General features: G+C 37.8%; 23 protein-coding genes and 1 riboswitch. Of the genes, 16 read left to right on the top strand and 7 right to left on the bottom strand.

The features are described 5' to 3' along the window. Window positions 1-137: 137 nt before the first annotated feature. The 5 genes from OPF91_RS11630 (at window position 138) to OPF91_RS11605 (ending at window position 7,219) form a co-directional block, all read left to right on the top strand. A complete protein-coding gene (locus tag OPF91_RS11630; protein ID WP_264988914.1) occupies window positions 138-1,880 on the top strand; it encodes an ABC transporter ATP-binding protein in 1,743 nt (580 codons plus the stop codon). After that, on the top strand, window positions 1,877-3,613 hold the full coding sequence (locus tag OPF91_RS11625) for an ABC transporter ATP-binding protein (RefSeq protein ID WP_264988913.1): 1,737 nt from the start codon (window positions 1,877-1,879) through the stop codon (window positions 3,611-3,613). The genes OPF91_RS11630 and OPF91_RS11625 overlap by 4 nt, the downstream gene beginning before the upstream one ends. A 230-nt stretch (window positions 3,614-3,843) precedes the next feature. Continuing rightward, window positions 3,844-4,770: an LCP family glycopolymer transferase gene (locus tag OPF91_RS11620; RefSeq protein WP_264988912.1), complete on the top strand. Its 927-nt coding sequence runs from the start codon at window positions 3,844-3,846 to the stop codon at window positions 4,768-4,770. 323 nt (window positions 4,771-5,093) lie between these two features. Then, on the top strand, window positions 5,094-5,645 hold the full coding sequence (gene lepB / locus OPF91_RS11610; RefSeq protein ID WP_264988910.1) for a signal peptidase I: 552 nt from the start codon (window positions 5,094-5,096) through the stop codon (window positions 5,643-5,645). Window positions 5,646-5,885: 240 nt separating this feature from the next. Continuing rightward, window positions 5,886-5,982: riboswitch (purine riboswitch) on the top strand. Between the two features lie 70 nt (window positions 5,983-6,052). Further along, complete coding sequence (locus tag OPF91_RS11605; RefSeq protein ID WP_264988909.1) at window positions 6,053-7,219, top strand: MFS transporter; 1,167 nt, start codon at window positions 6,053-6,055, stop codon at window positions 7,217-7,219. Between the two features lie 30 nt (window positions 7,220-7,249). Here OPF91_RS11605 and OPF91_RS19145 read toward each other — a convergent pair whose 3' ends face one another. The 3 genes from OPF91_RS19145 to OPF91_RS11595 form a co-directional block, all read right to left on the bottom strand. Then, entirely contained in the window at window positions 7,250-7,426 is a 177-nt protein-coding gene (locus OPF91_RS19145) for a VanZ family protein (protein ID WP_373877050.1), read from the bottom strand. Between the two features lie 135 nt (window positions 7,427-7,561). After that, a complete protein-coding gene (locus OPF91_RS11600) occupies window positions 7,562-7,990 on the bottom strand; it encodes a DUF3231 family protein (RefSeq protein WP_264988908.1) in 429 nt (142 codons plus the stop codon). Window positions 7,991-8,037: 47 nt separating this feature from the next. Then, on the bottom strand, window positions 8,038-8,961 hold the full coding sequence (locus OPF91_RS11595) for an alpha/beta hydrolase (protein WP_264988907.1): 924 nt from the start codon (window positions 8,959-8,961) through the stop codon (window positions 8,038-8,040). A gap of 135 nt (window positions 8,962-9,096) precedes the next feature. Here OPF91_RS11595 and OPF91_RS11590 point away from each other — a divergent pair, with 135 nt between their 5' ends. The 3 genes from OPF91_RS11590 to OPF91_RS11580 all read left to right on the top strand — a co-directional run bounded on the left by OPF91_RS11590 (window position 9,097) and on the right by OPF91_RS11580 (window position 12,950). Continuing rightward, the gene (locus tag OPF91_RS11590; protein WP_264988906.1) at window positions 9,097-9,573 is read left to right on the top strand and encodes a dihydrofolate reductase; all 477 of its coding nucleotides are present in this window, start codon (window positions 9,097-9,099) and stop codon (window positions 9,571-9,573) included. A gap of 301 nt (window positions 9,574-9,874) precedes the next feature. Further along, entirely contained in the window at window positions 9,875-11,563 is a 1,689-nt protein-coding gene (locus OPF91_RS11585) for a methyl-accepting chemotaxis protein (RefSeq protein WP_264988905.1), read from the top strand. 559 nt (window positions 11,564-12,122) lie between these two features. Beyond that, on the top strand, window positions 12,123-12,950 hold the full coding sequence (locus tag OPF91_RS11580; RefSeq protein ID WP_264988904.1) for a GNAT family N-acetyltransferase: 828 nt from the start codon (window positions 12,123-12,125) through the stop codon (window positions 12,948-12,950). A gap of 68 nt (window positions 12,951-13,018) precedes the next feature. Here OPF91_RS11580 and OPF91_RS11575 read toward each other — a convergent pair whose 3' ends face one another. Beyond that, on the bottom strand, window positions 13,019-13,546 hold the full coding sequence (locus OPF91_RS11575; RefSeq protein WP_264988903.1) for an ATP-binding protein: 528 nt from the start codon (window positions 13,544-13,546) through the stop codon (window positions 13,019-13,021). A gap of 137 nt (window positions 13,547-13,683) precedes the next feature. Beyond that, window positions 13,684-14,319 (bottom strand): PAQR family membrane homeostasis protein TrhA, encoded by a 636-nt coding sequence (trhA, locus tag OPF91_RS11570; RefSeq protein WP_264988902.1) that lies wholly within the window; start codon window positions 14,317-14,319, stop codon window positions 13,684-13,686. Between the two features lie 217 nt (window positions 14,320-14,536). Here trhA and fakB point away from each other — a divergent pair, with 217 nt between their 5' ends. The 6 genes from fakB to OPF91_RS11540 all read left to right on the top strand — a co-directional run bounded on the left by fakB (window position 14,537) and on the right by OPF91_RS11540 (window position 19,922). Beyond that, entirely contained in the window at window positions 14,537-15,379 is an 843-nt protein-coding gene (gene fakB, locus OPF91_RS11565; RefSeq protein WP_264988901.1) for a DegV family protein, read from the top strand. Between the two features lie 211 nt (window positions 15,380-15,590). Then, a complete protein-coding gene (locus tag OPF91_RS11560; RefSeq protein ID WP_264988900.1) occupies window positions 15,591-16,523 on the top strand; it encodes a GDSL-type esterase/lipase family protein in 933 nt (310 codons plus the stop codon). Between the two features lie 4 nt (window positions 16,524-16,527). Then, the gene (locus OPF91_RS11555) at window positions 16,528-17,109 is read left to right on the top strand and encodes a YpmS family protein (protein ID WP_264988899.1); all 582 of its coding nucleotides are present in this window, start codon (window positions 16,528-16,530) and stop codon (window positions 17,107-17,109) included. 12 nt (window positions 17,110-17,121) lie between these two features. Continuing rightward, complete coding sequence (gene msrA, locus OPF91_RS11550) at window positions 17,122-17,649, top strand: peptide-methionine (S)-S-oxide reductase MsrA (protein WP_264988898.1); 528 nt, start codon at window positions 17,122-17,124, stop codon at window positions 17,647-17,649. Then, window positions 17,649-18,077, top strand: a complete 429-nt coding sequence (gene msrB / locus OPF91_RS11545) for a peptide-methionine (R)-S-oxide reductase MsrB (RefSeq protein WP_264988897.1) — start codon at window positions 17,649-17,651, stop codon at window positions 18,075-18,077. Before msrA ends, msrB begins: the two co-directional genes overlap by 1 nt. Window positions 18,078-18,143: 66 nt before the next feature. After that, window positions 18,144-19,922 (top strand): sensor domain-containing diguanylate cyclase, encoded by a 1,779-nt coding sequence (locus tag OPF91_RS11540; protein ID WP_264988896.1) that lies wholly within the window; start codon window positions 18,144-18,146, stop codon window positions 19,920-19,922. Between the two features lie 99 nt (window positions 19,923-20,021). Here OPF91_RS11540 and OPF91_RS11535 read toward each other — a convergent pair whose 3' ends face one another. Then, window positions 20,022-20,513: a DUF2975 domain-containing protein gene (locus tag OPF91_RS11535; protein ID WP_264988895.1), complete on the bottom strand. Its 492-nt coding sequence runs from the start codon at window positions 20,511-20,513 to the stop codon at window positions 20,022-20,024. A gap of 147 nt (window positions 20,514-20,660) precedes the next feature. Further along, on the bottom strand, window positions 20,661-22,508 hold the full coding sequence (locus tag OPF91_RS11530; protein ID WP_373877044.1) for a methyl-accepting chemotaxis protein: 1,848 nt from the start codon (window positions 22,506-22,508) through the stop codon (window positions 20,661-20,663). Window positions 22,509-22,768: 260 nt separating this feature from the next. Here OPF91_RS11530 and OPF91_RS11525 point away from each other — a divergent pair, with 260 nt between their 5' ends. Both OPF91_RS11525 and deoD read left to right on the top strand, forming a co-directional pair. Then, window positions 22,769-22,990, top strand: a complete 222-nt coding sequence (locus tag OPF91_RS11525; RefSeq protein ID WP_264988893.1) for a YozE family protein — start codon at window positions 22,769-22,771, stop codon at window positions 22,988-22,990. A gap of 81 nt (window positions 22,991-23,071) precedes the next feature. Then, a complete protein-coding gene (gene deoD, locus OPF91_RS11520) occupies window positions 23,072-23,779 on the top strand; it encodes a purine-nucleoside phosphorylase (protein ID WP_264988892.1) in 708 nt (235 codons plus the stop codon). The last annotated feature ends 13 nt before the right edge of the window (window positions 23,780-23,792 follow it).

Below are 23,792 nucleotides of genomic sequence, written 5' to 3'. Positions count from 1 at the left end.
GCGGCAAAAAAGGGCTAGTGACGTTAAAAAAGGAGAGATGTTGTATGAACAACACAGGACAACAAATGATTTTCACAAAGGAGTCGCTAGATAGCGGGTAGTGACAGCCAAATAGTTGGGAAGGGAAGGTAGAACGAATGTTTGATGTATTAAGGAAATTAAAATGGTTTTTTAAGATGTATTGGAAACAATACACAGTGGCGATTGTTGTATTAATGATTGCTAGTGGTATAGAGGTGATTCCACCTTATTTATTAGGCTCAATTATTGACAGTTTGACTACTGGCGAAATGACAGCAGCGATGTTAACCAATTATGTTTTACTGTTTATTGCTATTATCATTGGGAGCTATGCGTTGAATTTTGTATGGCAATTCCGTTTATTTGAAGGGGCCATTAGTTTAGAGAAAATATTACGTCGTCGTTTAATGCAGCATTTTTTACGGATGACGCCAACCTTCTATGAAAAAAATCGTACGGGTGATCTAATGGCTCGTGCAACGAATGATTTAAATGCAGTATCGTTAACAGCTGGCTTTGGGATTTTAACACTAATTGATTCGACGGTTTATATGGGTTTCATTATTTTTGCTATGGGCTATATGATTTCGTGGAAGCTAACATTGTTGGCGATGCTGCCAGTACCGATTATGGCTGTGCTGATTCAATATTTAGGGAAAATTGTACATGAACGCTATACGAAAGCACAGGATGTGTTCGGTGAGCTGAATGACAGTGTATTGGAATCAGTAGCGGGTGTACGTGTTGTACGTGCCTATGTGCAGGAAAAGAAAGATGAGGCTGACTTTGCACAAATGAGTGAAGAAGTATACGCCAAAAATATGCATACGGTAAAAATTAATGCATTGTTTGGACCGATTACGAAGGTTGGAACAGGGATTAGCTTTGTGGTTGCACTTGGCTATGGAGCACAACTAGTGGCAACAGAGGCGATGACAGTAGGACAGCTGATTACATTCAACGTTTATTTAGGGCTTGCGGTGTGGCCGATTTTTGCGATTGGTGAGCTGATTAATGTCATGCAGCAAGGGAATGCGTCACTTGATCGTGTACAGGAAACATTGAGCTATGAAGCAGATGTTCAAAATATTGCGAATCCTCATACGATTGCGACGCCAAGCACCATTGGCTTTGAGGATTTCACATTCCAATACCCACTGAGCCAAGTGAAAAATTTACAAAGTATTTCGTTGTCACTACAAAAAGGGCAAACACTTGGCGTTGTCGGGAAAACAGGTGCAGGTAAAACAACGTTCTTGCGTCAATTATTGAGAGAGTATCCGATAGGGCAAGGGCAGTTGGCTATTGATGGTGTTGATATTGCGAGCCAAACGAAGGAGCAGGTATTAGATTGGATTGGCTATGTACCGCAAGACCATGTCCTATTCTCACGGACGATTCGAGAAAATATTTTATTTGGGAAAGAGAATGCAACAGAGGCTGAGTTACAGCAAGCCATCTATGCAGCGTATTTTGAAAGAGATTTAGAAAATTTACCAATGGGCTTAGAAACACTTGTTGGAGAAAAGGGTGTATCATTGTCAGGCGGTCAAAAGCAGCGTGTATCGATTGCACGTGCGCTTATTAAAGACCCTGAAATTTTAATGCTGGATGATTCGTTATCTGCGGTGGATGCAAAAACAGAGGCAAAAATTATTGAAAATATCCAGCGAGAACGCCAAGGCAAAACGACGATTATTACGACACATCGTTTGTCAGGCATTCAGCATGCAGACCACATTATTGTGTTAGATGAAGGGCAAATTGTTGAACAGGGTACACATGAAGAGCTTATCTCAGGGCAAGGCTGGTATAAAGAGCAATTTGACCGTCAGCAGCTAGAGGGAGGTGCGTCATGACAACAAATCAACGTTTAATGCGTTATGCAATGTATTTTAAAAAACCGATATTGCTTGGCTTATTTTTCTTAACAATTGCCGTTTTTACGGAGTTAGTTGGACCGTTTATTGCTAAGTATATCATTGATAACTATATGATAATTGGTCAAATCGAGTTACAGCCGATTATCTGGCTATTAGTAGTGTTTATGATTTTAGCCATTGCGACAGCCATCTTACGTTATTTTATGTATATTTATTTACAAATGGGTGCGAACCGCATCGTGCAAAAAATGCGTCAAGATGTTTTTGAGCATATTCAAACATTACCAATCCAATATTTCGACAATTTACCAGCAGGGAAAATTGTGGCACGTGTCACGAATGATACAGAGGCCGTACGTAATTTATATGTACAGGTGCTATCAAACTTTGCGACAAGCTTTATTTCTATCTTTGGTGTCTATATTGCGTTATTTATTTTAAATTGGAAAATGGCTTGTTTAGCTTTACTTATGGTGCCGATTGTTTATATATGGATGGTGTTATATCGTAAAGTGGCAGCGAAGTACAATGATGTGATTCGCACGAAAATTGCCGATATTAATGCAATGATTAATGAATCGATTCAAGGGATGACGATTATTCAAGCTTTTCGTCGTGAAAAACAAATGACGAAGGAATTTGATGACTTGAATAATGAGCATTATACGTATGAGCGTAAGCTATTGGTACTTGATTCAGCTACGTCCTTTAATCTTGTCAACACATTACGATTAATTATGTTTGCCGTTTTTATCGTTTATTTTGGTAGACAATCATTATCGACAGAGGCGATTGTTTCAGCAGGGACACTGTATGCCTTTGTTGATTATTTAACAAAACTATTCAATCCGATTACGAATATCGTCAACCAATTCTCACAGCTTGAGCGTTCCATTGTGGCAGGAAATCGTGTTTTTGAAGTGCTCGATATGAGCGGAGAGCCTGTGTCAGAACAAAGCATTCCACGTTATAAAGGTAATGTATCCTTTGACAATGTGTCCTTTGCCTATAAAGATGAGGATTACGTCTTGAAAAATTTATCATTTGAAGCGAAACAAGGAGAAACAATCGCCTTAGTTGGTCATACAGGCTCTGGTAAAAGCTCGATTATGAATTTATTATTCCGTTTCTATGATCCATCGAAGGGCAGTATTCAAATTGATGGTATCGATGTGACAGCTGTTCCACGTCAAACAATGCGTGAACATATGGGTATTGTTTTACAGGACCCATATTTGTTTACAGGCACGATTGCGTCGAATGTTAGCTTAAATCATCCGAAAATTTCAAGAGAAAAGGTTGAGGAAGCATTACAGGCCGTTGGGGCAGAGCGTGTTTTAGCGAATTTACCACAGGGCTATGACGAACCAGTGATTGAGAAGGGAAGCACCTTATCTTCTGGTCAACGTCAGCTTGTTTCGTTTGCCCGTGCATTAGCCTTTGATCCAGCTATTTTAATTTTGGATGAGGCGACATCGAATATTGATACAGAAACAGAGGAAATTATCCAGCATGCGATGGATGTGCTGAAAAAAGGACGCACAACATTTATTATCGCTCACCGTCTTTCTACCATTAAAAATGCAGATCGTATTTTGGTGTTAGATCGAGGGGAAATTGTGGAGCGTGGCACACATGAGGAGTTACTAACTTATGGTGGTATATATGAAAAAATGTATCAAATGCAGGTTAACTCTTTGCAAGCATAATAAAAGATAAGCATTGTTATAGCACAAACGAACATCAACGTTTGTGCTATTTTTTATCTATAAATGTAAAATAATATGTACAATTTGGGTAAAAGGAATTAACTAGTAAGAGAGCAGGATAAGATGGACAGAATTATACCCATTCACGCACGTCTTTTTTGTTTGTATACCGCATATGAATAATGGTAATAACTTTTTTAGTTAGACATAGGGCGGAAAGGATTTTATACATGGAGCAAAAAATGCGGCGTTCAAAAGAGAAGAAATCGAAGAAAAAAATAGGACTTTGGATCATCGTTTCTTTATGTACATGTATTCTTTTGGCAGTAGGGGTAGCTTTTTATAACGTACATAAAACAATGAACAAAATCCATACCCCTTTAACAGAGGAAAAGCAAGAGGATGATAAACCTGTCACAAAAGCAGCCCCATTTTCTGTGCTTTTACTAGGGGTAGATGAACGCAAAGCCGATAGTGGCCGTTCCGACACAATGATTGTCATGACGGTGAATCCTGAGCAACAGACGATGAAGATGCTAAGTATACCAAGAGACACACGTACAGAAATTATTGGTCATCAAACAGTGGATAAAATTAACCATGCCTATGCTTTCGGTGGTGTACAGATGGCAGTGGATACAGTTGCCCATTTTTTAGAGATTCCGATTGATTATTATGTGTTTATTAATATGGAAGGATTTCTACAAATTATTGATACAGTCGGGGGCATTACCATTGATAATGATATGGAGTTAACCTACGATCAGTACCATTATCCAGAGGGAGAAGTGACGTTAAATGGCGAAGAAGCGCTGATTTTTTCTCGTATCCGTTATGAAGATCCACGAGGGGATTTTGGGCGTCAAATTCGTCAACGTCAAATTATTGAAGCGGTAATGAAAAAGGCAGCAACACCATCCATGCTATTAAAAGCGTCCGATATGCTGGAGGTTGTGGGAGATAATGTACGCATGAATTTCACAATGAAAGAATTATGGCAACTACAGGGCTTATATAAAGAGTTGAATCAGCAGATGGAGCAGCTATCATTCCAACAAGGAGCGGGTGAACGCATCGAACGGATATGGTATTACATTCCAGATGAAGCCGAATTACAAACCATTCGTACAACATTACAAACCCATCTTCAAAAATAAAAAGAAATATTTGAAATGTCAGAAAATTTAGTGTAGAATAAATGTAACGAATTGGTTTGAGGGGTGATTGTGATGATGATAGCGACAATTTTACTAACATTTACATTACCAGTAGGTATACATTTGATGATTGATTTATTCCGTGCACAAGAAGAACATCCCTCACATTAAATCATTGAATGACAGATTATCAGACAAAGTAAGCATTTGCATACTTTGTTTTTTTGTAGTATCCAAACTTTCACTAAATTGGTGTAGCCTATGATTTGACGTAGCCCTATTGTGCTCAGTATACTATAGAAAAATAGTATTGGGGAATGGCTATGGAAAAGCAAAATACAAAAAGTGAAATGCTGTCTTATTTAAAAATTATTGTCGTGACAGCGATTGTCGTGTTAGGTTGTAAACAATTTTTATTTGCGCCTATCAAAGTGCAAGGTGCTTCAATGTTTCCGACTTATCACAACCAAGATATTATTATTATGAGTAAAGTGAGCAAAATTAATCGCTTCGATCAAATCATTTTCCAATCACCTGTGGAAGATCGCTATTATATTAAACGTGTAATTGGCTTACCTGGTGATTCAGTTGAGATGAAGGATGATATTTTGTATGTCAATGGTCAGGCGTATCCAGAGGACTATGTCAATCGTCAAACGGATAATCCTAATCAATTGCGTATTACAGAGGACTTTACATTAGAACAGCTAACAAATGAAACAAAAGTGCCAGAGGGAATGTATTTTGTGCTTGGGGATAATCGGCTGAAAAGTGCAGATAGCCGTGCCTATGGGTTAATTTCAGAAGATGCTATTTTAGGAGAATCAAAAGTGGTTCTCTATCCATTTAGTCATTTTCATATTGGCACTAAATAATAAAAAGGGGCAACTCATGACGAGATGCCTCTTTTTATCTGAAAAATAATATCTTGTATAAACTGATGTTCGTGAGCAAAGATTGTCCATGTTTCCATTACAGGTTCAACACCATAAAAAAGGGCTAGAAAATAAATAACGAGGCCCAAAATACGCATCGTATCACCTCACTACTTTTTTTATATGTTGAAACGTTAAAAAATAGAACTTGCTAGATTGTGTAACATATGCTACTATGGCTAAAGCTGAATAACGAACTGTATAACCTCAATAATATGGATTGAGGGTCTCTACCAGGAACCATAAACTCCTGACTACAAAAGGTACTTCACTTTTGTAGTTAGGGGTTTTTTATATTGTTTGGAAGAATATTTGTAACGAATAATGAACGAGAGGATGAATGAATAATGAATTGGCGTGTATATATATTAGCTATTACAGCCTTTGCCGTAGGGTTAGTAGAATTGATTGTCGGAGGAATCTTGCCGAATATTGCAGAGGACTTACATGTATCGCTATCATCAGCAGGGCAATTAATTACGGTTTTTGCTTTTGTTTATGCGATTTCTGCACCGATTTTATTGTCGGCTACAGCAAAAATTGAAAGAAAGCAGCTTTTTTTAATTGCTTTAGCTATTTTTGCATTAAGTAATTTTATGATGTTTATGAGTACAACCTTTGTCATTGTGATGATTGCCCGTATTATTTCAGCGATGAGTACCGCACTTGTTATTGTACTATCCTTAACGATTACAGCGAAAATTGTAACGCCACAATATCGTGCAAAAGCATTAGGGTTGATTTTTGTTGGGGTGAGCTCAGCACTAGTTATTGGTGTGCCGCTTGGTATTTTTATTACGGAATCATTTGGTTGGCGTTCGGTATTTTTAGGAATTTCGATTTTGGCCCTTCTATCGATGGTATTAAATGCTCGTTTCCTTGAAAAAATGCCTGTGGTAGAAGTGGTACCACTCAAAACACAAATCAAATCATTGGCAAATGTGAAAGTATTGAGTGCACAATTAACAACCTTATTGATGCTAGCAGGACATTATATGCTGTATGCGTATTTAACAGCGTTTTTAGTAGAGGCTTTCGATATGAGTGCGGCATGGATTAGTGCTTGTTATTTAGTCTTTGGTGTAGCTTCTGTTAGTGGAAATGGCTTTGGAGGCTGGTTGAGCGATAAATTAGGTACAGGAAAAGCAATTTTAATTGTGGTGACATCCTTTGTCCTTGTATTGCTAGTGATTCCATATACAACAATGTCCTTACCATTATTTTTAATCGTGACTGTTTTATGGGGAGCATTAAGCTGGGCATTGACACCTCCATTACAAAGCTATTTAATTCAAATTGCGCCAGAAACATCAGATATTCAGCAAAGCTTGAATACAGCTGCTTTGCAAATTGGTATTTCCATTGGCTCAGCTGTTGGTGGTATGGTTTATGCGTATACAGCGTCTGCTATTCACTTATCCAGCTTCGGTGCCATCTTTGCTTTAGGGGCGCTGGGCTGTGCAGTGATTTCATTAAAAAAACCAGCTACGATACGTCAGCAAGTAAATGGGTAATGTAAACAATAAGCGATTTGGGCTCCTTGCTCAAATCGCTTTCTCTTTTTGGCTAAGCTTCACATAGAGATATCTTGCCAGTAGATAACCAACAACGCCCCCCAATGTATTGAGGAAAATATCATTTATATCAAATACTTGGCTATATACATATGTATGACTGATGATACTTAACAAGCTACCAAATAATTGTGTGGTTTCAATGATACATGTTGATAAAGTGAGCCTTCAATCTGTGGAGTTTTTCCTCATCCCCCACAGATTGATAGTTTCACCATATTTATTCTCCTAATACAGTTATATATCCTAAAAATAATAAAAATTATTGGATTTATTTTTGAACTAGAGCCAACCATTTTGCTGACTAAGCTCAATTAATTTGGCGCCGAGTGAGGCATAGCGCATATGGAAAAGAGCGGCATGCTGTTGATTGTCTATTTGGCTAACAGTCAATAAGCAGGCGGCGATATTCATGGAAAGAATCGCACTTATTTCAGCATCAGGCATTGTTAATTTTTGACGATCTGTCTTTTTGATAATGGGCGGCTGTGTTGCTTGTGGGGCAACGATGCCATTGTCTTGTAAAAGCCATTGCAGGCGTCTATTTTCATCCTTTAAACAATGAATAAATTCTAACAGGATATACTGTAGCTGTTTATTTGTGACTTGATGAAAAAAGGTATGATTGGTCGCAATATAGCCGTGGTTAGTACTCAACTGTGTCCACACTTTAAAAATCTCTTGAAAACGTAATTCCTTTTGTATATGCATTCGTATGCTCCTAACGTGGTTCTTTAGCGCTAGGATGCCCCGTTTTCTTAAAGACTATTCATTTGTAAGAAGGACGCCATTTTTTGTACGGTTTCTCGTGTATCTTGCTCAAAGAATGCTGTTTTACTAAAGTAGCTATGGATCAAGCCTGGCATAGTGAGATGCTGTACAGTCACACCTGCTGTCGCTAATTTTTCTGCATAGGCAAGCCCTTCATCGTAGAGTACATCTGCCTGTGCCGCAATCAGCAATGTTTTAGGCATAGCTTGTAGCTGGTCAATTTGTAAAGGTGAAACAAGTGGGTGTAAATAGTTTTTTTCTTCTGTGTAGTGCGCGGCAAACCATTGCATGCCAAGCGTATCTAGACCATAATGTTCCCCGTATTTTTGATAGGAGGTCGTTGTAAAATCCAAGTTGGTAACAGGATAGATGAGTATTTGCGCTTGAATGGCAGGTCCGTTGTTGGAAGTAGCTAAATAAGCGACAACAGTTGCTAAATTGCCACCAGCGCTATCTCCTGCTACTGTAAGCTGATGACGATTTCCACCAAACTGTTGAATATGTTCGTATACCCACAATAAGCTGTCATAGGCATCATGTAATGGTGTTGGAAAAGGGTGTTCGGGTGCAAGACGATAATCAACTGATACGACAATCGCCTGTGCTTGCTGAGCTAGTAGTTGACAACCTGCATCTGTAGATTCAATCGTGCCAAAAACCCATCCACCACCATGGTAATAAATAATGACAGGTAGCTCTTTCGCAAAAGTGGGGATGTAAAGTCGAATATTAATTTGTGCACCATCTCGCATTGTAATCACTCGATTGTCGATGGCGGCAAGTGGTGTAGAAGCTGTCCACGAGGGCACAGCTTTCATTTCCCTCGCTTCTTGTGGCGTACATTGATAATATGGCTTCATTGTTTTCGTGTAATTTATATAGTGAATGGCTTCTTTTGTTAAAGTAGTCATATCGGCATCGCTCCTTCATAATAGATGAATAATTCAATTATAAACTATTCTTATAAAAATACTAGGTATTTGTGGCGATAAATTTTTAGCGTGTTTGGCAATCATTTTGTTTATACTAAGAAGTGAGGTGATAAAATGATTTCATTAATTGTGGCACATGATGAAAAAAATGTGATTGGCTATCAAAATGGGATGCCGTGGCATTTACCTGGGGACTTACAGTATTTTAAAGAAAAAACAATGGGTAAGCCAATCATTATGGGACGTAAAACATTTGAATCGATTGGTAAACCTTTACCTGGTAGACGAAATATTATAATTACCCGCAATACGGAATATCAGGCAGAAGGCATTGAAACAGTGGCGAGTTTAGAGGAAGCATTGCAATTGGCTGGAGATGTACCTGAGGTGATGATTATTGGCGGGGAGCAAATTTTCCGTTTAGCAATGGAGCTAGCAGATCGTCTGTATATTACGAAAATTAATCATACATTCCAAGGTGATACTTATTTTCCAGCATATGAACAAAATTTTGTATTGGTAGCGACAGAGGAACCAGTGACAGCAACAGCAGGCTACACATTCCAGTATCAAATTTTTGAACGTCGATAGTAGAAAAGGAATTTATGATTATGTAGCAAGATTGCATAAGCATCATTGTAGAAGAGTTAGAACTCCTTATAAGGATTCTAGCTCTTTTGTTTGATTGCTTCATCGTGCTGTAGAATTCAATGAGAGGGCTTGCGTTTCTTAGATGTACCGTACATAATAAAATAATTACAAACTTTTAGAAAGAGAGGGTTCACGATTCGTTACTAAAAGGGAGAATATATAAATCCCGCTTCAAGCATCTATAAAAGGACAAGTAAGGATTTATGTAAAGGATTACGTAGTTCAATGAGGGGGAATTAGAATGAGTATAGGAAAAAAGCTGAATACGATTTTTATTACATTTATTGCTTTATTAATCATATCCATGGGGAGCAGTGTTTTTAATTTAACACAAATTAATAAAAAAGCGGACGAGGCGTTAGATTATCGCTTAAATCAACTTCTTTTCATTGAAGTTATTCGCTATGAAACAGGGATGCGGGCTTCTCACCTTCGTGCCATTATGTTAGACCCAGAAATGAAAGCTCATCGTGATAACGTTAAGCTTGCTGAAAAAAATCTGAATGAGAGTTTAGCTGATTTAGGTGGCTATATTCAATCTGATACATTTAAAGCGCAATGGGAAAAAGCGGATACGAATAACAAAAAATTAAATGAACTCGTACCTGATATTATAGCAATGATTGATAAAGGAGATATAGAACAAGCAACAAAAACAATGAATACAACGGTTCATGAGGTTAATACAAGAATACTTGAAGCAGCCGAAGAAATGAATGCTTTTCAAATTGAACAAATGCGAGATATTCAAAAGGATATTCATTCAACGGTTGGAAATGCCCAAATCACTTCTTATATTATTTTAGCCATCAGTATTCTTATCGGCATTGGCTTTATTATTTATGTTCGTCGTACAATTACAACACCATTACAGCTCATTATGGGTCAAGCAACGGCGATTGGTGATGGTGATTTATCAAAAGAGGATATGACAATTGCTTCTCGTGATGAGTTAGGTAAACTGGGTACTATTTTTAATCAGATGAAAGGGAACATACGCACACTGATCGTGCAAATTCAATCCAATGTGGAACAATTGAATGTATCTGCAGGAGAGCTTTCTGCAAGTGCTGAAGAATTAACAGCAACAGCAGAGGATGTGACAAGACAGGCTGTGGATACAGCTCAAACTTCACAAGGAGCTACCCGTTCTGCTAATGAAAGTGCGCTGGCAATGGAAGAAACGGCACAAGGTGTACAACGGATTGCAGAAGCCTCACAGTCACTGCATGCTTCTTCTTTACAGGCAAGTGATGTAGCTGTAAATGGTACACAGATTATTACAGATGCAAGCATACAAATGACAACGATTAGTCAGGCAACGTTTGCAGTAAGTGAGCTTGTACAGAAGTTAGCAAAAGAGACAGAGGAAATTGAAAATATGGCGAAGGTCATTACAGAAATAACAGATCAAACAAATTTATTGGCACTAAATGCAGCAATTGAGGCAGCACGCGCAGGAGAGCATGGTAAAGGCTTTGCAGTCGTGGCAGATGAAGTTCGCAAACTAGCGGAGGAATCGAAGGCTTCTGCAACAAACATTGCTTTACTGACAGCTGAGATTAAACAAGATACAGACAATGTCGAACAGGCGGTAAAAGATTCACTTGTTTCTGTAGAGGGTGGTGTCAACGTTATTATACAGGCAGGTGAATCGTTTGAAACGATTGTTGGTGCTGTCAACGATATGACTCATCAAATTCAAGAAGTTTCAGCAACCTCTGAACAGCTTTCCGCAAGTGCTGAGCAAGTATCTGCTTCTGTCACAGAAATTGCCACAGGTACACAAAATATTTCAGCTAATATTGATACAGTAGCTGCTGCAATGGAGGAACAAACGGCAACGATGAATGAGGTTGCTAACGTCGCTACAACATTGACAGAAAATGCGCAGCTTTTACAAGAAGAAGTGCAAAAATTTAAAGTATAAGAAATTGGGGTCAACACCAAAATATGTGCTTGCCATTTGATAGATTACATATGGAGTGGAGGGTGGTGACTCCAACAGGAACAGTACAAGCCGAAATAAATTAGTTGAAGTCGTACCTGTGAAAAGCGTTCACCTGCAACGGAATATGTAGTCAAGAGCCAAAATTTGTGATAAAAAGAGTAGCAATCGATTGGGAAAGCATTGAAAAAGCTGGTTTATGCTACTAACAAATAAGCATTATGAATTTGTTAGTTTTCAGTGAGCTAATCCATAGTGCTACTCTTTTTTACGTAACGTCAAACACAGAAGAATTTGAGTTCTACACGTGATAAGGAAAGGGATAGAAACATAGCGAGGAAAGAATATGTACACGCTGACGATATGTATCAAATTTCTTATCATATAGTGCTGATTTTATTGAAAATTTTGGGAAAAGTAAATTTTGTTATCTTTTAACAATCAAAATAGCACACCACATATGGTTTTTATTGCTATAATAGGATTTAAAAGTCATTAATGGAAGTGGCAAGAATGAGGGGTTATAGGAGGAGAAATACAAATGATTTCTGAATTACAGCAAAGTGATTTTCACAAATGTCTAAGGATACTAAATGAGGAGGGGCAATTAGAGGCTAAAGCAATTATTGCTGGAGTCAATCCTGGACGTGTATTTGTAGACGATACGAGTATACCTAAATCTGGGCTTATTTGGTTGGGGAATAATGATGGTTTTATATTTATTGGAGATGAAAATAATGAGCATTTTAACAAAGAAATAAATGCTTTTATTGACAATGTCATCACACCAGAGGCGAAAAAAATAGGCTTACAATGGTTTGAAGGAGTAGGCAATCATCAGAGATGGAATAGCCAAATAGAGTCATTATTTGAACACCGTAAGTTAGGAAGCTGGCCCCAAAAAGTGTATATGCTACATAAAGAGGATTATAAGCCTGAAAGAGAGCTTGTGCTGGAGCAAGGCTATGTAGTCCAAAAAATGGACAAGGCTCTTTATGAAAACAAGAATGGCTTAATAAAGAATATTGAATTTTTACACGCAAAAATAACGGAATTTTGGTTATCGCCTGAGCATTTCTTTAATGAGGGTATTGGTTATTGTATTATTTTTAATAACGAAATTGTTAGTGTCTGTTTTTCAGGCTTTGTTGTTGACAATATACACTGTATAGATATTGAAACATTAGAGGCGCATCAAGGGAAAAAATTGGCTCAACTAATAGCCCATCATTTTGTACAAGATTGCCTTGAGCATAATAGAATTCCATATTGGGATTGTATGGAGGGTAATAAGCCTTCTGTTGCAGTCGCAGAAAATGTAGGATTTTGTAATACATTTAACTATAAAGGCTATGAATTTTTATTTTAAATACGATTGAAAATTATGTGAAGCTATAAGGGATGAGTGAAAACAAGCTGTTTTCCTCATCCTTTTACTTAGCGGATTAATTTTCCTTTGATAGCATGAACAACAGCGTCAATTGTAACGTTTTCAGTATCGATATACTCGCCAAAATCATATGTATCATACGCTTTCAAGCATGTATCTGTTTGTTGGAAGCACCAATTTCCTTCTTCCTCCCCACGCAGTCGCAGCCTTTCATAAATGGTCTCTTTATTGGCACGCAAACAAAAATGATAGGTTTGTTCATCGATACATTTGAAGCCATCATGAATGAAATGAAAGTATTCAATTTTCCGAATTGTCATAGGCACAATTAAATGCATGTGATAATTCTTTATTAATCGTTTGGCCACATCAACGGTTAGTTCTTTCCATAATGCTAAATCTTGAAAGTCTCCTGTAGTGGCTTCCCTTTTTTTGATAGCCTCTGGTACAACATTTCGTAACATGTAGCCAATTTCTTCAGGATCATAAATCATACTATTTTTTATTTCACTTTGGAGCTTGTTCGCAATTGTCGTTTTCCCCACACCAAATGCGCCATTTATCATGATAATCATTTCATTACTTCCTTTCATATCAGTGAATAGGTATAAGTATAGGGTGAAATTTGGAAAAAGAAAAGGGAGCCTTACATCGATGATGAGAAACGCTTATCTTCATCATAGGTGTGAGGTTCCCTTATAGGCTACGTTCGTTATAAATAAAAATAGACACAAGTATACATAGAAGCACAACCAGCGAGTACGAAAAGATGCCAAATGGCGTGATTGTAGGGCAGTTTGCGCCATGCATAAAAAACAGCACCAATTGTATAGAACAGACCACCTGCTAGCAATAAAGCAAAGCCATGACTACCTAAGTAGGCATAAATAGGTTTCGCAGCGACAACAATGAGCCAGCCCATTAAAATATAAAACAGCAATGACAGTAGCTCAAAACGGTGAATAAACAAACATTTGAACACGATCCCAAGTAAAGCCAATGACCAAATGATGCATAACAAGGTGATACCTAATGTGCCACCAATCGCAATTAATAGAAATGGTGTATATGTGCCAGCAATTAAAATATAAATCGCTGAATGATCCAAAATGGACAATATTTTTTTATAAGTAGCAGGTAAGCTATGCAGTAAGGTAGACATTAAAAACAGCACGATGACAGAGACGCCGAAAATGCTAAAGGCAGTGACATGTAGTGCGCCTCCCGTTTGTACCGCTCCTAAAATAAGGAACACGAGTGCAGGAATGCTGATAACAAATCCAATACCATGTGTAATCGCATTCCATAGCTCTTCCCTCCATGTTTTATAATCAAATGAATCGACCATTTCTAACACTCCTTTCTCGTTGCTATTACTATACTTCAATAATTTGATGATGCCTATTTACATTTGTCATGTTTTTGGACTTAATAATGTCATACTGTATAGAAGCCTTTTACCGCTAAGAAAATACGATAATCTATTTGAAATGACAAATGTCATCTTTACATAGATGATTACTCATCTATATAATAATTTTAATGACGTAAAAGGATGTGTCGAAGTGGGACGAATTCATATAGTAACGGACTCTACTTGTGATTTAACACAAGCAGAAGTAGCACAACATGGCATCCATATTGTGCCTTTAACAATTCAAATTGATGGAAAAACGTATATAGACCGTGTAGATTTAGAGCCAGAACCGTTTTTAGACTTAATGCACAATGCAGCGAATTTACCAAAAAGTTCACAACCTGCACCAGGAAAATTTAAGGAACTGTACGATGAACTAGGCAAAGAGGGCGACCAAATTCTGTCCATTCATATGACAGGCGGCATGAGTGGGACGATGGAATCTGCTCGTCAAGCAGCACAAATGACGGATGCAGATGTGACAGTGGTAGATTCTCGTTTTATCGCTATTGGTCTGGCGATTCAAATTCGAGAAGCCATTCGACTACGGGATGCAGGGGCAACAATGGAAGAAATTGTGGCTCGTTTGGAAACAGTGCGTGTCAATACGCATCTTTATGTGATCGTGGATACATTAGATAATTTAGTAAAAGGTGGACGCATTGGGAAAGGGAAGGGTTTTATTGGCTCACTATTGAATATTAAAATGATTGCGAACTTAGAAGGTGGCGTACTGAATCCTGTAAGCAAGGCGCGCAGTCATAAACAAGTTGTTAATTATTTATTTAAACAATTTCAAGAAGACACAGCAGGTAAGGTGGTAAAATCAGTTGGTATTTCTCACGCGGATGGGCTGACAACAATGGGGAATCCACTGAAAGAACTTATAGCAGGCACAGGCTTTACTGATGTAGAAATCGCTTTCACATCCCCAATCATCTCGACGCATACAGGGCCTGGTGCAATAGGCTTGATTTATTTTGCAGAGTAACAAGGAGACTACTACATGTACGATATGTAGTAGTTTTTTCTCTTCTTTCACAGCTGTTATGGAGCTGACATAAAATTATATGCACAAACGGGAAAAAGCTGTGCATTGTGAGGCTGAAGTGTAATTGATATTGTAATTTGATTCACGAGATAGGCTTTTTTTGTTATGATAAGAAGGAAAATAGAAACAAGCAGGTGTATGAAAGTTGATAGTGAAGTACTTTATAAATATAAGTATAATCTGTTTGCTTGTTGGTGTATTAAGTGGCTGTGCCGTATCCATCGATGAAGCCGATTCACATGTTTCGCCTGATAATGAACAAGCAGAAACAACACAGGAGACGAAGCCGAGTGAACCACCACTAGCAAATACAGAAGAACCGTCAAGCAATGTCTTGACACAAATTTTAGAACATTTTTTTGAACCAACCGATGAAGAGCTACAACAAATGGACGCTGAAAATGCTAAACCATTACAGTATTTAGCATTGGGTGATTCGTTGACAGATGGTGTTGGAGATGAATATGACAAGGGCGGCTATGTTGGACGATTAGGTGATTCGTTAATTACTTGGCCATCTATTGCAGAAATTGACACCGATAACCGAGGCAAACGAGGTAGACGGAGTGATCAATTATTAAAATTACTCGAAAAAGGGCATTATGATAAAGAGCTACAAACAGCACAGCTTGTTTCGATGACAATGGGTGGCAATGATGTCATGAAAGTAGTCCGACAAGATTTATTCCATTTAAAGCGTAAAGCCTTTGATAAGGAGTTACTTGCTTATGGAGAACGTTATCGTCAAATATTAGCCAGTATCCGTATGAAAAACCCAACAGTGCCATTACTATTGATTGGCTTTTACAATCCATTTTCCATTGTGACAAATGAGGCGAATGAATTTGATAGCATTATTACTGAATGGAATCAAGTCATTGAAAAAGCAGCGAGCGAAGACCCGAACGCTTGTTATGTGTCGGTAGAGGATTTATTTGATTCCAATGAAGAGCTTGTCTATCATACAGATTTCTTTCATCCGAATGCTAAAGGATATGACAAAATGACAGAACGAATTTTACAAGCAATGGAGCAATGTGATATGGAACAAAAAATTAATCAGGCAATAGGCTTTGAGGAGTGACAAGATGAATAGATGGAAATTTGCCTTTTTTACATTAGCAGGCACTGTTATTTTTGCACTGCTCCTCATCGCGTATTTAGCAACAAAGCCAGTAAATAGCGTTAACGTACTGCAAGGGATGCATGAGACAAGCAATGGAAAAGAAAATGTACTTGTTGTGCAAACGACGACAAAGGAATTAGAATCCATATCTAAAAAATATTTAAAAGATGCGCTGAAAGGTTCGCCTGTGCCAGTGGATTTTACGATGGATAAAGATATTGAGCTAATGAGTACATTAAAGGTGTTTTACACAGAAATCCCGCTATCTATGCACTTTGATCCGATTGTGGATGAACGTGGCAATATTATTTTAAAGCAAACAAGTATGAATGTTGGATTATTGAATATTCCACCTGAAACGACAATGAAAATTATGCGTGATTCGGTCCAATTCCCATCATGGATTACAGTGAATCCGAATAAGGCAGAAATTTATGTTGATTTATCACGTGTGAATATTGCATCAGGCAACCGTGTCCGTGCAAAAGAGCTGGATTTAGCTCATGATAAAATTTTATTAGAAATACTTGTACCTGGTGAATAAGGAGGAAGTGGCATGGCAAAACAATATGCAACATTTGCGGGTGGCTGTTTTTGGTGTATGGTGAAACCATTTGATGAAATGCCTGGAATTGAGTCAGTCGTTTCAGGCTATACAGGTGGTCATGTAGAAAACCCAACCTATGAACAAGTTTGCTCAGAAACAACAGGACATTTGGAAGCAGTGCAAATTACGTTTGAGGATACACTGTATTCCTATGAGCAATTGCTTGCAGTTTATTGGACATTAATTGATCCAACTGATGCAGGGGGACAATTTTACGACCGTGGTGAATCTTATACAACAGCTATTTTTTATCATAATGAAGAGCAGCATCAGTTAGCAGAACAGTCCAAAGCAGATTTAGCAGCATCGGGAAAATTCCAGCAACCGATTGCTGTGAAAATTTTACCAGCTAGTCCATTTTATCCTGCTGAAACATATCATCAGCAATATTATAAAAAAAATCCGATGCATTATGAGCGGTATGCAGTCGGCTCAGGCCGTCAAGCCTTTCAAGCACATCACTGGGGGAAACAATAATGGATAAAGCAAAGCGTTTAAAAGAATTAACAGATATACAGTATTATGTGACACAAGAAAATGGGACAGAACCACCATTTCGCAATGAATATGATGAGCATTTTGAAGAGGGGCTTTATGTGGATATCGTATCAGGGAAACCTTTATTTAGCTCCATCGATAAATTCAACTCAGGCTGTGGTTGGCCAGCCTTTGCTAAACCTGTATCACAAGAAGAAGTGACAGAGCATTTTGATACATCACATGGTATGCGTCGTGTGGAGGTGCGCAGTAAAGAAGCTGATTCCCATTTAGGACATGTTTTTCCAGATGGACCAAGTGAGCTAGGTGGTTTACGTTATTGTATTAACTCGGCTGCACTACGCTTTGTGGCAAAAGCAGATTTAGAACAAGAGGGTTATGGCCAATATTTATCCTTATTTGATTAACAAACAAGTCGATTTACTACAGATGCTGTAGATAAATCGGCTTGTTGGTACATAGGAGAGTAAAAGATGAGTAGACGTTTATGGATGATGTTACTGGTCACTGTGTTGCTATGCGGTGGTTGTTCCATTGAGAAAAAGACAATACAGGATATCGTTCCAACAACACAGCAGACTGTTTATCAATTAGATGGAGAATGGGCTATGTACCCAAATCAATTGTTGGAGCCAAAGCAAATGGAACAGCAGCAAGCTACAATGGTAGCAGCACCACTAGCTTTTCAGGATTTGTGGGGAGATGCTAATGGCTATGCGACATTTCATAAACAACTACAGGTAGATGCTGATTTTGTGGATAAGACAATGAGTATTTATTCACAATATATGTATACAGCTTACCGACTGTACATAGATGGAGAGCTTGTCATACAGGCTGGACAAGTAGGAGCGACAAAAGCGCAAAGTGTACCAGAGATGGCGGCACAAATTGGTTATTTTACACCGAAAAAAGATATAGTGGATATTGTTTTGCAAATTTCAAATTTTCATCATCAGCAAGGTGGTGTGAATAATGATTTCGTGATAGGCAGCGTCCAAAATGTAGCGGATTATTATTACTACCAGCAATATCAGCTATTTTTCCAAATTGGCACAATCCTAGTAATGGGTGTATTTGCAGTGTTGTTTGCACTACTGGCTAAAAGGCAAAAATCCTTTTTCGTTTTTGGGCTATTTTGTTTTTTAATGGTCGTGCGTGGCTTCTTTACAGGAAATATATTAGCGACGACATGGCTGCCTAATGCATCTTGGCTAACGATTACGCGCATTGAGTATCTAGTAACAGATTGGCTAAGTGTTGTCTATGTATGGACAATCTATCAATTATATAAAGGGCGTGTGTTAAAGTGGCTGCTGTATAGTATTGTAATCATCGTCTGTGTATTAACGGTTGTGACGGTGTTGACAGAAGTGAGCACATTCCAATTATGGTTTAAATGGTTATTTTTATTTGTCGTTCCGATTTGTATATATGTATTGATTTTGCCCATTTTACGTCTTCGTAAAAGAGATTTTACAGCGATTTGGCTTTTAATCGGTAGCTTACTGATGCTCGTTACAGTTGTCAATGATTATTTAGTGGCACAAACAATCATCAATACACCACAGCTAGCGATGTATGGAGCGACTATATTTGTGCTATGTCAAGTGATTGCAGTGAGCCATTCCTATGCAAAAGAGCTACAAAAAACAAAATATTTAAACGATGAATTGCACGCATTAAATCGCACATTAGATGATAAGGTACAGGCAAGTGTACAAGATGTAGTAGAAATGAATGAGCGATTACAGCAACAAGTATGGAAAGATGGGCTGACGCAAGTATACAATCGCCATTATTTTAATGAGCAATGTGAGCAAATTTGGCATCAACCAAGTAATATTGGGCTAATTTTAATGGACGTGGATGAATTTAAGGCATTCAATGATTATTACGGACATGTCGAGGGTGATAAAGTGTTGCATACATTTGCACAGGTAGCCTCGTCAGTCATACCATCCACAGGCTTTTTAGCGCGTTATGGTGGTGAAGAATTTGCTGTATTGTTAATGTCAACAACAGCAGCACAATGTTTAGAGGTAGCTGAAACAATACGCCAAACGATTGAACAGCTACACATTGAGCATAAGGTATCTAAACAAAACCAAGTCACAGCCAGCATAGGTGTTGTTTTCGCAGCCAATTTACATGTGTACCCTAAAATAACAGATTTTATTAATGCAGCAGACCAGGCTTTATATAAGGCAAAGGCAGAGGGACGCAATCAAGTGATCATGACTTCGAACTAAATGTGCATCCGTCATCAGGAGATGAATTTTATCAACTGATGACGGATGTTTTTGCTATATCAAAAGGCTTGAACCTAGACACCATGGACAGCAAGTGAATCAGACTGTTAACTCATTTTCATACTGCATCGTTAAGGCTTGTTGTAAAAGTTTTTGTAAAACAGTCGCAAAGGTTGCGATAGCACTAGATGCTAATAGACTAATCAAGGCTAACATGATAATACCTGTTATATCTTCTTTACCAGAGAATAAGACGAGCGCGATGAAGATACCAAGCACAATTAAAGAAATAATAGTTATCGCACAATATTTAATAGTCGCTAAAGCTTTAATCGAAGACGGTGAAAACGCTTTGTTTTGATCGATATTGCTCAATAGTCGATAAGCTTGATATAAAGCAGTATAAAAGGGTATACAGGCGATATACGCATAACCTACAAAAAGATAGGCTACATAAGCTGATTGAGGATGGGCCATTGCGTCTTTTATGGCGATAGCAGGTATCCCAAATATACAAAGTGCCAAAATAGCAATACCGATAAGGAAAAGAACAACCTTCAAAAAAATAGTGGAGCTGTGTCGATATTTCATAAAATCACCTCACAAATAAATGGATATATTGATTTTAAATTAAATTTTATTGTTTTTCAATAAAAATATATTGAAAATAAGTAATGTATACATAAAAAATGTCAGCCAAATTGTCCGAAGACCATATGGCTGACACGCTTTCTGTTGTTATACTTTGAACTCATTCACAAGATTGCGTAAATCATCTGCTTGATGTGTTAATTCTACGGCGGCTGCATTAATTTCTTGCATGGAAGCAGAGCCTTGTGTAGCGGCTGCTGCGGACGTAACTGTATTTGATGCAGAATGTTCTGCATAGGCATTGACATGCACAAAATCATTTGCTACCGCATTACTGTAATCGAGCGTTAAAGCAATTTTCTCAACCATTGTAGCAATAATAGCAGTTGTTTCATGTGTTTGCGCTAAAATATTTTCTAATGATTGATTTGTTTCGTTTGTGACTTCTACACCACGAATGACGGATGTGACACCTTCATGGTTTTGCGCAATAATAGAAGACACTTCATGTTGAATCGATGTAACAATCGTTGTCACTTCTTTGGCTGCATATTGTGACTGCTCTGCTAACTTTCTCACTTCATCTGCCACCACTGCAAAGCCTCGTCCATGTTCACCAGCACGTGCCGCTTCAATTGCTGCATTTAGTGCTAGTAAGTTTGTTTGCTCTGCAATGGCGGTAATCGTACTAATAATCGAAGTAATATCTGCCGATTTACGCCCTAATGCTTCCACCGTTGTCGTCGTAGAAGCCATTGTTTCTTCAATCGATTGCATGACTAAAGAGGATTGCTGAACAGATTGACTGCCTGTATCTGCAGCCTGTTGCATAGCACCTGCTGCACGCTGTACGGCATTAGCTTGATCGTTTAATTGATGAATAACGTGCTCTAATTCACTCATTTTTTGCTGTGCACTGTTCATGCTTGTAATAGTATTTTCACTATCGCTCGCAATATCGGCAGAGACGTCTGCGATATTTTGAATAGTACGTGAATTTTCATCAGCTAATGACATTAATTCTTGACTGCTACTTGATACATGATCTGCTAACTCACTTACACGTTTAATTAAATTAGAAATCGAGACAATCAATGTATTTGTTGAAGCAGCAATTGTTGAAAATTCATCTCGATTACGCACTTTCACGCGACGTGTTAAGTCACCGCCAGCTTGTGCAATATCCAGAATCGATTCATTAATCGATTGTGTATTATTTTTCAATGATTTGAACAATATATAGCCAAAAATAACAACTAGTACAAAGCCAATCAGTGAAATGACTAAAAAGACCATAACAGAGATATTCACTTGCTGATTCAGACGGGCTAATGTCTTTTGATTTGTTTGTTCTATTTCTGCATTAATGGACTCAATACTGCGGTCAATTTGCAGCTTCATTGCTTCTCCTGTACCACTCATCACTAGCTTTTGTGCTTGTGCTAAACCAAGTTCATCTCGCATTGTCATTACTTTTTTTGAATAATCAAGATAATTGCGATAGTATTGGTCAATTCCTTGTATTTGTTTGAGCTCATTTTCTCGATTGGCAAATTGTTTTAAAAGGGCTGTAATATTTTTATTAATCAACTCAATTTTTATTTTATGGGAAGTGGATAGACTGCCATTCCCTGTAATTAAATAAGCTTGCTCTAAATTGGTTAGCCGTGCAAGTTCATAGGCCAGCTTATTCACCATCATTTGTTCTTGTACATTCTTTTCAGTAAAATCGCTCATCTTACTCTGTAGGTTATGTATATTAATGTAAGATAACACACCCATTGTCCCGTTAATTAGAATAATAAGTGTGAAGATAATAAGGACTTTTCCTCGAATTAAATGGTAAAAACGTTGCTTTTTTTCTTCAGGTGTAGAAGGTATTTTCTCATGTCCTTCAGAAGTATGCGCTTTCTTTTTCCGTAAAGGCTTTATTTTAAAGAGAGACGGGCGCTTTAGAGAGAATTTTGAACGTCTGCGAGAATTTTTCATCGCCATCACCTTTCCATTTTTTAAATAGTCGATTTCAATTTTAGCTTATTTTGCTAAATATAGCTATCGTTATTTCCAAAGATTTTTATTTTTCAGATTATAAATAGTTATTTTATATCTAAATTAGTGGTAAGAAAATGATTCTAAATACTTATTGTTTGTAGTCTATCATAGTTAGGATGGAAGAAGTGGGGAGCCATTGTATGACGATGGCTCGTTTTTTTGTTAAACTGGCAAAAAGTATTTGAATGAAGAGGAGATTTATCATGCGTAATAGAAGTTTTTATATGTATGCACTTACATTCCGTGGAGGAGATTGGGGAGATATCAAGGTACGCTTTGCGGAAGATATGTTTCATGAGCATAATTTTCCGAAGCAGAGCACAGATTTTGATGAGCTTTCTTCTTATATTGAATCATTTGCAACAGACAATTTAAGTATTGAAGCTTTTGATGCACTGTGGGCTTTATATGAAGAAGATTTTTAGTTGCTAGACGTCTAGCATTGCGAAATTTTCTGAAACCAAGTATGATGGAAAGTGAAACTGATAGAAAAGAGGGATTGGCATATGAGTATTCATATTAATGCAAAAAAAGGTGAAATCGCTGATACAATTTTATTACCAGGGGACCCATTACGTGCAAAATACATTGCAGAAACATTTTTAGAGGATGTTACTTGCTACAATGAAGTACGTAATATGTTTGGCTATACAGGAACATATAAAGGAAAACGTGTTTCTGTACAAGGTACGGGTATGGGTGTACCATCGATTTCAATTTATGCAACAGAGTTAATGCAAGAATATGATGTGCAAAAATTAATCCGTGTAGGTACTTGTGGTGCGATTCAAAAAGACGTGAAAGTACGTGACGTGATTTTAGCGCAAGGAGCAACATCTGATACACGTATGAATCAAATTATTTGGGGTGGCGCAATCGACTTTGCACCAATCGCTGACTTTGATTTATTATTAAAAGCATACAATGCAGGACAAGCGGCTGGCTTAAATCTAAAAGTAGGGAACATTTTTACAGCAGACCTGTTTTATTCAGATGAGCACCAAAATGAAAAATTAGCGAAGTATGGTGTACTAGCTGTCGAAATGGAATCAGCAGCACTTTACACGCTAGCAGCAAAATTTGGACGTCAAGCACTTGCAGTTCTAACAGTAAGTGACCACATTTTAACAGGTGAGGTTACAACAGCAGAAGAGCGTCAAACAACATTCAATGATATGATCGTAGTAGCATTGGATGCAGCGATTCAAGACTAATTGATATATCCAT

Source organism: Lysinibacillus piscis, assembly GCF_026012395.1.
GTDB lineage: Bacteria > Bacillota > Bacilli > Bacillales_A > Planococcaceae > Lysinibacillus > Lysinibacillus piscis.
Note: the sequence above shows the minus strand (reverse complement) of the source record. Positions and strands in the feature narration are given on the sequence as shown.

Coding starts and splice junctions, on each gene's coding strand:
- OPF91_RS11530 (WP_373877044.1), bottom strand. CDS start 22,508: ATGGCGATGAAAAATTCTCGCAGACGTTCAAAATTCTCTCTAAAGCGC.
- OPF91_RS11585 (WP_264988905.1), top strand. CDS start 9,875: ATGAGTATAGGAAAAAAGCTGAATACGATTTTTATTACATTTATTGCT.
- OPF91_RS11600 (WP_264988908.1), bottom strand. CDS start 7,990: ATGCATATACAAAAGGAATTACGTTTTCAAGAGATTTTTAAAGTGTGG.
- OPF91_RS11555 (WP_264988899.1), top strand. CDS start 16,528: ATGAATAGATGGAAATTTGCCTTTTTTACATTAGCAGGCACTGTTATT.
- OPF91_RS11575 (WP_264988903.1), bottom strand. CDS start 13,546: ATGATTATCATGATAAATGGCGCATTTGGTGTGGGGAAAACGACAATT.
- OPF91_RS11580 (WP_264988904.1), top strand. CDS start 12,123: ATGATTTCTGAATTACAGCAAAGTGATTTTCACAAATGTCTAAGGATA.
- msrB (WP_264988897.1), top strand. CDS start 17,649: ATGGATAAAGCAAAGCGTTTAAAAGAATTAACAGATATACAGTATTAT.
- OPF91_RS11595 (WP_264988907.1), bottom strand. CDS start 8,961: ATGACTACTTTAACAAAAGAAGCCATTCACTATATAAATTACACGAAA.
- OPF91_RS11535 (WP_264988895.1), bottom strand. CDS start 20,513: ATGAAATATCGACACAGCTCCACTATTTTTTTGAAGGTTGTTCTTTTC.
- lepB (WP_264988910.1), top strand. CDS start 5,094: ATGGAAAAGCAAAATACAAAAAGTGAAATGCTGTCTTATTTAAAAATT.
- OPF91_RS11625 (WP_264988913.1), top strand. CDS start 1,877: ATGACAACAAATCAACGTTTAATGCGTTATGCAATGTATTTTAAAAAA.
- OPF91_RS11605 (WP_264988909.1), top strand. CDS start 6,053: ATGAATTGGCGTGTATATATATTAGCTATTACAGCCTTTGCCGTAGGG.
- msrA (WP_264988898.1), top strand. CDS start 17,122: ATGGCAAAACAATATGCAACATTTGCGGGTGGCTGTTTTTGGTGTATG.
- OPF91_RS11620 (WP_264988912.1), top strand. CDS start 3,844: ATGGAGCAAAAAATGCGGCGTTCAAAAGAGAAGAAATCGAAGAAAAAA.
- trhA (WP_264988902.1), bottom strand. CDS start 14,319: ATGGTCGATTCATTTGATTATAAAACATGGAGGGAAGAGCTATGGAAT.
- OPF91_RS11540 (WP_264988896.1), top strand. CDS start 18,144: ATGAGTAGACGTTTATGGATGATGTTACTGGTCACTGTGTTGCTATGC.
- deoD (WP_264988892.1), top strand. CDS start 23,072: ATGAGTATTCATATTAATGCAAAAAAAGGTGAAATCGCTGATACAATT.
- OPF91_RS11590 (WP_264988906.1), top strand. CDS start 9,097: ATGATTTCATTAATTGTGGCACATGATGAAAAAAATGTGATTGGCTAT.
- OPF91_RS11525 (WP_264988893.1), top strand. CDS start 22,769: ATGCGTAATAGAAGTTTTTATATGTATGCACTTACATTCCGTGGAGGA.
- OPF91_RS11630 (WP_264988914.1), top strand. CDS start 138: ATGTTTGATGTATTAAGGAAATTAAAATGGTTTTTTAAGATGTATTGG.